The sequence below is a fragment of the Bacillus sp. FJAT-28004 genome, from assembly GCF_001280845.1.
Lineage (GTDB): Bacteria > Bacillota > Bacilli > Paenibacillales > Paenibacillaceae > Pristimantibacillus.
On the sequence record NZ_LGHP01000001.1, the window covers coordinates 689,628 to 702,154 of the forward strand.

General features: G+C 42.1%; 9 protein-coding genes. 8 read left to right on the forward strand and 1 reads right to left on the reverse strand.

All coding sequences use genetic code 11. From position 1 onward, the window contains the following. Positions 1 to 3 precede the first annotated feature (3 nt). The 4 genes from AC787_RS02835 to AC787_RS02850 all read left to right on the forward strand — a co-directional run bounded on the left by AC787_RS02835 (position 4) and on the right by AC787_RS02850 (position 5,536). On the forward strand, positions 4 to 1,644 hold the full coding sequence (locus AC787_RS02835) for a response regulator transcription factor (RefSeq protein WP_054023401.1): 1,641 nt from the start codon (positions 4 to 6) through the stop codon (positions 1,642 to 1,644). Positions 1,645 to 1,747: 103 nt separating this feature from the next. Then, positions 1,748 to 3,445: an extracellular solute-binding protein gene (locus tag AC787_RS02840; protein ID WP_054023402.1), complete on the forward strand. Its 1,698-nt coding sequence runs from the start codon at positions 1,748 to 1,750 to the stop codon at positions 3,443 to 3,445. Positions 3,446 to 3,778: 333 nt separating this feature from the next. After that, positions 3,779 to 4,639, forward strand: a complete 861-nt coding sequence (locus tag AC787_RS02845) for an ABC transporter permease (protein WP_054026864.1) — start codon at positions 3,779 to 3,781, stop codon at positions 4,637 to 4,639. Positions 4,640 to 4,657: 18 nt separating this feature from the next. After that, on the forward strand, positions 4,658 to 5,536 hold the full coding sequence (locus AC787_RS02850; RefSeq protein ID WP_054023403.1) for a carbohydrate ABC transporter permease: 879 nt from the start codon (positions 4,658 to 4,660) through the stop codon (positions 5,534 to 5,536). A gap of 738 nt (positions 5,537 to 6,274) precedes the next feature. Here AC787_RS02850 and AC787_RS02855 read toward each other — a convergent pair. Further along, positions 6,275 to 7,573 carry a glycosyltransferase family 39 protein gene (locus AC787_RS02855; protein ID WP_054023404.1) on the reverse strand — a complete coding sequence of 433 codons (1,299 nt, stop codon included), beginning with the start codon at positions 7,571 to 7,573 and terminating at the stop codon, positions 6,275 to 6,277. Positions 7,574 to 7,842: 269 nt separating this feature from the next. Between AC787_RS02855 and AC787_RS02860 the strand changes: the two genes are divergently transcribed. From AC787_RS02860 to AC787_RS02875, 4 genes are all read left to right on the forward strand, one after another. Next, positions 7,843 to 8,622: a YheC/YheD family protein gene (locus AC787_RS02860; RefSeq protein WP_054023405.1), complete on the forward strand. Its 780-nt coding sequence runs from the start codon at positions 7,843 to 7,845 to the stop codon at positions 8,620 to 8,622. A 174-nt stretch (positions 8,623 to 8,796) separates the two neighbouring features. Beyond that, entirely contained in the window at positions 8,797 to 9,759 is a 963-nt protein-coding gene (locus tag AC787_RS02865; protein ID WP_054023406.1) for an ABC transporter permease, read from the forward strand. 34 nt (positions 9,760 to 9,793) lie between these two features. Further along, complete coding sequence (locus AC787_RS02870) at positions 9,794 to 10,690, forward strand: carbohydrate ABC transporter permease (protein WP_054023407.1); 897 nt, start codon at positions 9,794 to 9,796, stop codon at positions 10,688 to 10,690. A 77-nt stretch (positions 10,691 to 10,767) separates the two neighbouring features. After that, positions 10,768 to 12,423 carry an extracellular solute-binding protein gene (locus tag AC787_RS02875; RefSeq protein ID WP_054023408.1) on the forward strand — a complete coding sequence of 552 codons (1,656 nt, stop codon included), beginning with the start codon at positions 10,768 to 10,770 and terminating at the stop codon, positions 12,421 to 12,423. Positions 12,424 to 12,527 lie beyond the last annotated feature (104 nt).

A 12,527-nucleotide genomic window follows, 5' to 3' on the forward strand; every position in this document is an offset into this window, starting at 1 on the left:
TACATGATTGAAATTTTATTGATTGATGATGAGTCGTATGTTACAGGAAGCTTGGAAAAGACCATTCCGTGGCTCTCCATTGGCGTGAAAAGCGTGTATCAAGCGACTTCTGCGTTTGAAGCGCTGGAGCTTCTTGAAGAAAACTCCATAGATATTGTTGTTACAGATATCGCTATGCCGGAAATGAATGGGCTTGAGCTCGTTCAGGAGATCAGCCAGCGCTGGCCCAACATCAAATGCATCCTGCTTACAGGGCATTCTGATTTTCAATACGCCAAGAAGGCTGTTCAGCTGCAAGCGTTTGATTATATTTTGAAGCCGGTAAATGATGATGAATTTGTGAAAACGATATCGGGAGCTATTGAAGCGCTTAAGGATGAATGGGAGCAGGCCGAAAAATACCAGCAGTTGCTTTATGATCGCAAATCCGATTTTAAGGTACTGCGTGCGAACTTTATGGTCGATTTGGTGTTAGGCAGGCAGCTTTCCCCGAAAACGATTAAAGAGAAGCTGTCGCAATACGAAATTTCTCTTCAGATTGAACGCCCAACCGTTATGATGCTCGTTCAGCTGGGTAAGCAATTTTCGCATTTGGATTATAGTTCTTCATCACTTATGGAGTTTGCTGTCGGGAATATCGCGGAGGAATCGTTTGCTCAGCATTTTCATGTGTGGCATTGCAAAGCCCCACATGAATATCTGCTTATTATGGCGCAGCCTAAATATGAAGTCGGCGAGAAATCGGAATACAGTGTGGAAAGCCGCAATTTACGTAAAACGATACTAGCCGATGCAACCAAGAAGCTTCGCACCAATGTTAGCAATTATCTTAAAGGAGATATTTCAATTGTCGTGACGGACTGGTTCGAGTTTCCGAATGCCATTACGACGGCGTATCGTTCAGGTCTAGGCGCCATGTTCATGATTGCCAACGAAGAACAGCATTCTATTCATTATTTGGAGGATCGCTCCGGCAAGGACAACACTTTTGTTAAATCGATGGAAAGCTTGTATAAGCCGCCTACTATGATTACATTACTGGAATCGAAGCGCTGGGATGCGGTGGAACAGAAAATTAAAGATGTTTTTGCCGATTTGAAAAATACGAGATTTTCAAGAGAGCATCTATACGAGGTATACTTGGCACTTACGAATGCATTTATGTATATCACGCATAGGCAGGGGCAATATGTATCCCAAATCAATGAGCTGGGTATCGATTTTATTTTGGATCAAACGATTGTATTGTCGCCTGATCGATTAGAGGATTGGTCAATCGGTGTACTGCATAAGCTGCAAAGCGAGCTTTCAGTGAAAGAGGAGAGCTCAAAAAGCTTTATCGTTAAGCAGGTGCAGGAAATCGTTGCGAACAACCTAAGTCTGGATACGACCGTAAAGACGATTGCTGATCGTGTATTTCTTCATCCGGTCTATCTCTCGAAAGTATTTAAAGCGGAAACGGGAGAAAGCTTAAGTGAATGGATCATCGGAATGAAGATGGAGCGGGCGCTTTATTTGCTGAAAAATACGAATAAAAAAATATATGAAATTACGAGTGAGCTTGGTTATCAGAACCCGCAATATTTTAGCAAGACTTTCAAAAAATATTATGGCATGACACCTCAGGAGTTTCGCGAACAGTAAAGTGGTTGTAAAAGGTGCTGATATGTTCGCTTTGTGTCATAGGCTGAAATTGCCCCTAAGCCTATAATTGAACATGTAGAACATAATCATGAGGGGGATTACAATGAATACGAAAACAAAGAAACGGTACACGTTTATGCTTTGTATGCTCCTAATCGTATCTGCCATCGTTGGCTGCTCGAACAGCGGCAACAAGACAGAGCCGACTAATAAGCCAAGCGACAACTCTGCCGCGGGCAATGAGGAAAACCCTTACAAAGAAAAATATGATCCGCCAGTAACGATCTCCACCGTATGGGGAGTAGATCCTGCGCTTACCTTCCGCGAGGGAGAAACAATTGAAAACAACGTTGCAACGAAATGGGCGCTGGATACGCTCGGTATTAAAGTAGATTCGCTCTGGTCGGTTACGGATACCAATGGAGCATTTGCCACAAAGATGCGCCTAGCGATGTCCTCCGGTCAAAAAATGCCGGATGTTGCAGTCGTTGGCGACAAACTGCTCGCACAAGATCTTATTGACTCCGGCATGTTCCAAGATGCAGGCGAGCTGTTCGATAAATATGCCGGCGAGAAATGGAAAGCAGCAATGAATCTTGATTCGAGCGTATGGAACGCTTATATGCGTGACGGAAAGCGGATAGGTATCCCTTTACTTGATTATGCTTACAACAACGATTATGTGTTATGGATCCGTCAAGACTGGATGGATAAGCTTAATCTGAAGGCTCCAAAAACGATTGCTGAGCTGGAAGCGGTAATGGAAGCTTTTAAAAACAATAATCCACAAGGGTTATCACCAGAAAAAGTCGTTCCGCTAAGCGTTGGCTTTAAAACGTCAATGAATACTTGGATGGGCGACCCATCATGGGTATTTGGCGCATATGGCACACTTCCTGCACAATGGAATGTAGCAGCGGATGGATCATTGGAGTATGGCTCTACGAACGAAGGCATGAAGCAAGGCCTAATTAAGCTGAAAGAATGGCGCGACAAAGGTTATATTCCGAAAGAAGCAGCGCTGTGGGATGAGAACAAAACCTCTGAACCGGCTGTAGCTGGCACAGCAGGCATTATTCCTGGACCTTATTGGATGAGCGGCTGGCCGCTGCTGGATACGGCGAAAAATGCTGAAGGCGCAGTATGGAAGCCTTATGCTATTCCTACAGGTGAAGACGGTAAAGCAATGCGTCACGGAACTTCATTTGTGAATGGTGTTATTCTTATCAATAAAGATATGAAAAACCCGGAAGCTTTCTTTACTTACGAGAACTATCTATTCGATAACCTAGCTGACCCGCAAGAAGGAAGCCCATTCGAGCTAGGCGCTTTTGAAGGTTATGATTATGCGCTTGATGCTAACGGCAAACCGCTGTATCTGGATGATGTTCCTGGCGGCGCAATTACGGCTCCCCTACGTTATTTCATTGTACGTGACGGAGCACGTATTCCTGACGCACAGTTTAAAGCACTGCTTAACCTAGCGGAAGGCAAAGAAGCGAAGACATATCGAGAGAAAGAAGTCGTTGCGCAATACGGTCCGGAAACAGCGCTTGCCGCAACCATCGTCATGGAGCAAGATGCGATTTCTAAGAAGGATATGTTTGTAGGTCCGCCTACCAAAACAATGAAATCACGTATGGACTATTTGAAAAAAATCGAAGCTCAAACGTTTAATGAGATCATTTATGGTGCTAAACCAGTTGAAGCGTTTGATGAATTCGTGAAAAGCTGGAAATCATCCGGCGGCGACGATATGACTAAAGAAGTTAATGAGTGGTATACGAGCGTAGTGAAATAAGGCTTACGAAATGCGGTCCCTGAGGGGCCGCATTTTTTTGTGATGCAGCAAGCTAACTTCCCTTGCATTACCGTAAAAGTGGTTGCATTTGTGCCATGAATGTTGGGTTTGTTAGCTACATCAAATTTTCGGACGCTGATATAATTTTTATATAAGGAACGCGATGCATACGTGCCATGACAGGCTGATTGCGTTCTATATTTCATCCAGTGGGAGGAACAAAATATGTCTCAGCAGCAAATTATTCAACAAGATGACATTTCGGTATCTGTTGTCAAATCAAAAGGAAAACCGCTGTTTTATTACCTCATAAAGCAATGGCCATTTCATCTTATGGTGCTTCCATCCCTCGCCTTTCTAATCATCTTCGCTTATTTGCCAATGGGTGGACTTGTAATGGCTTTTCAGGATTATAAACCATGGCTCGGCCTGACAGGTTCGGAATGGGTTGGACTGGATCAGTTCCGCTATTTGTTCGAGAGGGAAGACAGTTTGCAAGTAATCTGGAACACGCTAATCATTGCCATTTTCAAAATGGTACTGAACCTCTTTGCTCCATTCGTATTCGCTATTCTTTTGAACGAAATTAGAAAGCAGCTTGTAAAACGTTTCGTACAGACGCTTGTCTATTTGCCACATTTTTTATCTTGGGTTATTTTGGGCGGTATTCTTACGGATCTTCTATCAACAGAAGGCGGGTTAGTGAACCGTCTCCTGACAGGAATATTCGGTATAGAACCGATCTTCTTCTTAGGCGATGGCGATTGGTTCCGGTTTACGGTTATTCTCTCTGATGTATGGAAGGAGTTTGGCTTCGGAACAGTTGTGTTCCTTGCCGCACTTGCCAACGTTAACCCCTCGCTATATGAGGCTGCGGAGGTGGATGGCGCAAGCCGTTGGAAGCAGACGCTTCATATTACGGTTCCATCGATGATTCCGATTGCTATCGTAGTCGGTACGCTGGCGCTCGGAAACGTGCTTAATGCGGGCTTTGATCAAATTTTCAACCTTTATAATTCATTGGTTTACGCGAAGGGCGATATTATTGATACGTTTGTATACCGCACAGCTATTCTAAGTGGTGAAATGGGCTTTGGTACTGCAATCGGATTGTTTAAATCGGTTATCAGCTTTGTTTTAGTCGTCATTTCATATCGCCTTGCTTACAAACTAGCGAATTACAGAATTTTTTGATAAAGGAGGACCTGCCGAATGTATCATAAATCACCATCCTATCGTATTTTCAACACATTTAATACAATCCTATTGATCGTTCTTGCACTGTTATGTGTGATTCCGCTGCTGCATGTGTTTGCCGTATCGCTTAGTGCCAAAGCGGCTGCTGATGCTAATATCGTCGGCCTGTGGCCGGTCGATTTCACATTGGAAGCCTACAGAAAAACGACGAGTAATCCAATCTTTCTAAACTCGATGTGGATTGCCGTGCAAAGGACGGTAATCGGAACACTGTTGACCTTGGTGTTAGCTTTCTTGGCTGCTTATCCGTTATCCAAAGAAAACTCCGCATTCCGCGGCAGAAATGTTTATGCATGGCTATTCGTATTCACGATGCTCTTCAATGGGGGACTTGTCCCATTCTATATGGTCATTCAAAAGATTGGTCTCATGGACAACTTTTGGGTTCTAGTGCTTCCCGGCGCGGTTAATGTATTCTTAACCATCCTCATGCTCAACTTCTTCCGCGGCGTACCTAAGGAGCTGGAAGAAGCAGCACTGATTGACGGAGCAGGCCACTTCCGTACATTGTTTAGTATCTATCTTCCTGTTTCTTTGCCAGCCATCGCGACGCTTGCTTTGTTCAGCATGGTATTTCATTGGAACTCCTGGTTTGACGGTCTGCTTTATATTGGAGATCCAAAGCGTTATCCGCTGGCGACTTTCCTCCAGACGGTCATCATCCAGCGCGATATGAGCTCGATGAGTATGAATCCAGCTGATTTAGCGCTAATCTCACAAAAAACAGTAAAATCAGCCCAAATCTTCATCGGCGCTCTTCCGATACTAATCGTATATCCATTCCTTCAAAAGTTTTTTGTCAAAGGTCTGGTCATGGGTTCGGTAAAAGAATAACCAGTAAACTAAGCTCAATCATAACAATATCTCAAACAGAGGCACCTAGCTCAGCGCTAGGTGCCTCTGTTGCACTTTATACAATAGAAACCTGACATCAACCCCCAATTACGCCCCTACACTGCAAAAATACAACAGAATAATCTCCACGAACGATTATCCGCTCCAAGTTACCCCATTCTATTGCACAAACTGCAACGTAACCCATTAACTAACTAATAAAGCCCCCGTACGTTGCACAAACTGCAACGTAACTGACAAATAAGAAAAACCCTGATTAAATATCCGCTAGGATAACCAATTAGGGTTAAATAAAAGTAATCAGAGGGTTGTGCTCCCTCCCAAAGTAAAGCGTGTCCTGCAGGGACGAAAGCGTTCCAACACAGGCGTCCCCACCAAGCGCATGACTAGCTCCAACGTTAGTCCAATTGCGGGTGTCCAGACGGCGCAGCCCTTGGGGCCCTCCCTTGGAAGGGAGGGTTTGGGAGGGTTCGAAACGCCTTTGAAGGTTGGTAGTAACGCCTTGAAGGTGTGGTAGTAACGGATTTAAAGGTCTGGTAGTAAAGTAATCAAATGTAATCCACCAAAGTAAAGCGTGTCCGCATGGACGAAAGCGTTCCAACACAGGCGTCCCCACCAAGCGCATGACTAGCTCCAACGTTAGTCCAATTGCGGGTGTCCAGAGGGCGCAGCCCTTGGGGCCCTCCCTTGGAAGGGAGGGTTTGGGAGGGTTCGAAACTATCCACGTTCTCTTAAAGGTTTCCTCTTTTTTGAACTTACTACTTCATAAAGCTTATGAAGTAAATATGCTGCATATATCGTGATGAAAGCCATTAAGAAATAACCGTATCGTTCAAAAGTAATAAATGGCAGCGAAGTAAAAATGAAATATAGAATGGTTATTATCAATATAGAAAGTTCTTTTCGTTTACTTTTTAAAACAACAGTCATCAACATTCCGATTATTCCGAGCAATAGCAACACGTAATGATATACTCCCACGATGGGTTTCGAAATATGAAGTACGGGCTTCCAATAATATGGAACTTTGACCATATCGACTACCCGATCGACGGTGTAATGTTTAATATATCGATTACGATCCGTTTCAAATCCATAATTTCTAATTTTTTTTGCAAGCTCAACTTGAATTTCATTGGATTCTATAGCATCTTTCGCTTCGCCTAATCGCTTAAAGTCATCTTTGAATTTTTCTTCTGCACCAGCTGGATATCTCCAATCTATCATAGCTCCTAATACAGATGGATTGCCGGACGAGAGCGTAAGTGGTATGAATTTATCAAATACAACAGCGTTTCTTATCCACCAAGGGGATATGCAAATTAGTATTACCCCTGCTACAACAATAGCTGGTTTTACGATCTCTTTTATTTTATATCCTCTATAAAGCATGTAGATCAAAAATACTACCGGCAGTAATGCAAAGTTTGGTCTTGCATATATCCCGATACTTAAGCTGATTGCTGCAATGGCGAACCAGGTTAATTTCTTTTTATCAACAGCGACAATCCCCGTATAAATAAACAACCATAAAAATAACTGTCCGATGGATTCGGTCAAAATCAAATTCGCAGCCATATAATTTGGTGCATACAAAGCAAACAATATAATTGCGATTACCCCAATTCGTTCATGGAAAAATCGACGACAAACTTGATAAACAAGAATCATAGTTCCTGCCATCATTAAAACTTGAAGAATACGGAATGCAGTAATACCACTCCAATATCCAAATATCTTCATACATAAGGCCAACACCATCGTAAGGGCAGGCATAATAAACACAGTTGAATCTTCTACTTTGTGATAAATAAATTTCCCGTCATTAAGCAATGTCTCGGCACTTCGAATATATTTTACGTCATCATTATTATATTCTTCGAAATTTCCTAAATACAAATCATGGCCTTGTTGAAATGCAACGAATGTTCCTATTGCAATGAAAAACACAACAACTACTGCTAGAATAATACGGTATAAAAGAGCCTCATTGCTTATTTTTTGAAAGATTTTCATTTGATTGCCCCGCTTTTCATGATATATACCTCACACAAGTCTATGAATCTATTTGATTTAAACGATTACCTTCCAATTTTATTATGTCCAACAACTCATAATTACTATTCGACACACCCTTCGATTATATTAACTACATTATAACGTGAATAATATAAAAATGTTCGAAACGGTTGGAAGAAATATGGGTTTAGTATATTTGGTGTCTATAAACGTTCGTACAATTGTTATCGTTCATCCGTTCATACAGTAAGATGAGGTGAACATTTGTGTATAAAAAAAAGTATGCTAGCCGCAATATAAGAGGAAAACTGCGCGTCTGCAAATACTTATCCGCCAATAAGAAGCTGAAGCGATATGTGCCGCAAACCGTTTCATTCAATCGTGATCACTTGCAGATGATGCTGAGCCATTATGACACCATTTATGTGAAGCCTGACGTAGGCTCGCTCGGAATGGGCATTTTTAAGCTGGAACGGGTCGATTCGGGATATGAGCTGTATTCGATCGTTAAGAAAAAACAAATACAGAGACATTATCATTCCGTTTCAGATGTTTATAAGCAATTAAAGAGAGAGAAATCAAGCAAGCTCATCATTCAAAAAGGGATATCATTAGACCAGGTGAATGGTTGTCCGTACGATATTCGGGCGATGGTTCAGCGAAAGCCAAAAGGGAAGTGGGTTTGTACGGGCTTTATGGTAAAGGTAGGAGCTCACCATAAAATCGTAACGAACTATTATCAAGGCGGGGCTATATATTCAATGAAAAAACTCGGAGCAAAGCAAGGCCTCTCTACTAAAGTTACAAACAAGCGGATAAGAAGACTTAGCATTGTGGCTTTAAAAATATCTCAGGCATTAAGCAAAAAACGTTCAGGTATGCATGAGTTTGGCATCGACTTTGCTTTTGATAAGCAGCAGCATTTATGGGTTCTTGAGGTGAATTCCAATCATCCGCAATTTCATCCCCTTAAAAAACTAGATCCTCCAGCCTATAAAAAAATGAAGCGTTTTGCTGCCAGCTACGGCAGACATGATGCAAAATGAAATAAATATAAAGCAGATCGAGAAGTTTCCTCGATCTGCTTTTTTATACTTATTAATGATTGCGCTTACTCCAATGATTGAAAAGTATCATTTTTAGTTGTTCAGATAGCTATTAGTGTGTTTATGATCACGATAAAATACTAGTAGAACAACTAGAGCAAGGGGGATTGAGTAGTGGCGCAACTATCCGTTAATGAAGAATTACTGAAAAAACCAAAACCTAAAACTAAAAATGCGTTTCTACGTTTCGTAAAGCAATGGGATATTCAAATGATGGTATTGCCAGCATTGTTACTAATCATAGTGTTTAGTTACATCCCGATGTATGGCATATTAATGGCTTTTCAAGATTACAGCATTTTCAAAGGCTTTATGGCAAGCGAATGGGTCGGATTGAAACATTTTGACATGTTCTTCAGCTCTCCGGAGTTTTTCAAGGTCATGCGAAATACGGTCATCATAAGCTTGTTGAAATTTTTTATTGGATTCCCGGCACCCATTTTGCTGGCGCTTATGCTTAACGAAGTGAAAAACTTAATGTTTAAGCGACTGGTACAAACGGTAAGTTACCTGCCTCACTTTATGTCATGGGTAATCGTTGCGGGACTCATTATGTCGATGCTTTCTACGGACAATGGAAGCATTAACATCGTCCTTGAGAACATGAACTTTATCGATGAACCGATCAACTTCTTGTCACTTCCAGAACTATTCTGGTCCATCCTCGTTTCGACTGGGGTTTGGAAGGAAATCGGGTTTGGTTCCATCGTATATTTAGCAGCAATAGCAAGTATTGATCCAAGTATGTATGAAGCAGCATCGATGGATGGCGCTAGCAAGTTTAAACAAATCTTTTTGATCACATTGCCTTCGATCATGCCAGTTGTCCTCATTTTCATGATTCTGGCGATCGGAAATCTACTGAATGCAGGTTTCGAAGATATTCTATTGCTTGCCGTTAACCCTGTACTCAGGGACGTGTCAGATGTTATCGATACGTACGTTTATCGAGTCGGGATACAAAGCTCTAGATACTCATACGCTACAGCGGTCGGATTGTTCAAAGCCGTTATCAGCGTAGGACTTTTGACAATGGCGAACTTTCTGGCACGCAGGGCCGGCAGCAGCTTGTGGTAAACTATACAATTAGCCCGGAAAGGCGGATGATGCAGTGATCAGGCTCAGTTTTGGAGACCGCGTGATGACGGTGACCATCTACATCTTACTAACGTTATTAGCTTTTATGACATTTTATCCATTCTGGAATGCACTAGTCATTTCCTTCAACAGCGGAATAGACACCTCAATGGGGGGCGTGACCTTTTGGCCTCGTGATTGGACCTTGGAAAACTACGGTATCGTATTCAAGGATGAGCGTTTGGTAACTGCGTTTCTGATTTCGATCTCTCGGACGGTTGTCGGTACAATCGCATCCATATTTATAACGGCATTATTCGCATATGGCCTTTCGAAGAAAGAACTGATGGGCCGTAAGTTTTACATGATTTTGTGTATCATTACGATGTACTTTAGTGGTGGACTTATTCCTTCTTTCTTGCTCATTCGTGAGCTTAACCTAATGAATACATTCTGGGTATTCATTATTCCATCACTAGTTAGCGTATGGAACATGATCATCTTCCGCACTTTCTTCCAAGGCTTGCCTGCAGGACTTGAGGAATCAGCGAAAATCGATGGAAGCGGCAACTGGGGTATCTTTTTCCGAATTGTTGTTCCGCTCTCTGGTCCAGTTATTGCAACGTTGTCGCTTTTCACGGCTGTTTTTCATTGGAATGATTGGTTTGGTCCAAGTATCTACATTACCAACGAGAAGCTGCTTCCTATACAAACGATGCTTAAGCAGATTTTGAACTCTAATATCGTATCGGATCAAATGTCGCAGCTTGATTCTGCTGCGCAGGGACAATTAGCCAAAATGAGAACGGTAACAAGCAAGTCGTTGTCTATGGCGACGATGATGGTTGCTACGATTCCTATCATTATGGTGTATCCATTCGTTCAGAAATATTTCGTCAAAGGTGTTCTTGTTGGATCACTGAAAGAGTAGTTGGCAGTTTAAGACATGTGGTTTAGAGCGAAAGCTTTGAACATATAAAAATGTGCTTGAAAGGGGATAATAAACAGATGAAGAAAAGTAAACTACTCGTCCCAATCGTCTCTGCATTTATGGCCGTTTCTTTAATGGCAGGCTGTAGCGGTAATTCCGGTAAAACAGAAAACGGAGAAACAGGAAACAAACCGGAGGAAAACAGTGGCAATAAGCCTGCATCAGTTTATGAACTTGGCAAGGAGCAGCTTGATTTTACCCTTTATGGCCATTATGACTGGTACACAATGCCAGCATGGGGCGGCGACATTACAAGTACTTGGATTAGAGATACAAAGAAAGTAAACGTAAAACCAATCCACTCCGGTGGTGCAGCTCCACAAAAGCTAAATACGATGATTGCAACTGGCGATCTTCCTGATGCGATCTGGCTTGAGCGCGTCGATGTTGAGAAATTGCGCACAGCTGATCTACTCGTACCATTCGATGATTATCTTGATAAATATCCGAACTTGAAAAAATGGTTGGGCGAAGAAGGCATCAACATGCTTCGTTCGGAAGATGGCAAGCTTTATCAATTCCCTAACTGGTATACAAAACAACCTAACGGCAACGCTGGTTATGTTGTAAACAAAAAGATCTACACAGAACTTGGATCTCCTAAGCTTGAAACAACGGACGATCTTTACAACTACTTGAAGCTAGTTAAAGAAAAATATCCGAATGTTGTTCCTTACGAGCCGCATTTAGCAAAAGATGGACAAGGTCTTGATGTATTGTACTCTGCATTCAAAGAAAACGATCAGAAATTCCCAGGTATGCGTGCTGTGCCTAACGGTGACAAGCTGACTTCCATCTTCCTTGATCCTGAGTACCGTGAAGCAATGCAGTACACTTCCAAGCTATTCCGTGAAAAATTGATTACACAAGATGCAATGACTCAAACGGTTGACCAAATTACGGAAAAAGTAATGACTGGCCGTGTAGCTGTATTTGCATCAGCAAGCCCTACTGAGATTGCGATGCAAGCACATGCTGAACTTACGAAAAACGATCCAGAAGCTGGATATTTCATGATCTGGCCGATTCATAAAGATGGCGTTGACAAGGATAAAGTTTTCCCTGGTACGTATGGTATGTTAGGCTGGAACGTAACAGTTATTACGAAAAGTGCTAAAAACCCAGAAGCAATCTTCGCTTTCTATGACTGGTTGACTGGTCCTGAAGGACAAAGTGCTTTGATGTGGGGACCTCCAGGAATTTATTGGGATGGCGTAGAAGCTGACGGCGAAACACCGAAGTTCACAGAAAAATATACTTCTGATGCAAGTGGTCTTGCTAAGCTTCAAGCGATTACAACGAACCTGAACTGGGTTGGTAACACGGTATTCCTTGATACAACGAAAGCGAAATTTGAAGAGTCATTGCCGGTAGAACAGCAAAACTGGTCTACTCGTTACCAACGTGAAGTTACGTGGAAAACGCAATCGAATGCTACAGAATTCATTAACATCGATCCACAACCGGATACTGAAGAAGGTATTATTCGTCAACGTATCGAGGACTTGTTCCTAGAGGTTAGAGCAAAAGCATTGTTCGCTAAAAATGATGCTGAAGTACTAGCTATTCTTGATAAAGGCGAAAAAGATGCTCAAGCAGCTGGTTATGATAAATTGCTAGCATTCAAAACAGAAAAATGGCAAGCCAATCTTGCAAAAATGAAAGCTGAATAAGCCATAGCTTTTCGTAAAAACGACGGGTATACTAAGATTTTTAGTGTACCCGAGTTTTTACGTTTTAATAGTACGAAGAAATGCTCGATGTACGTTAAGCCTTT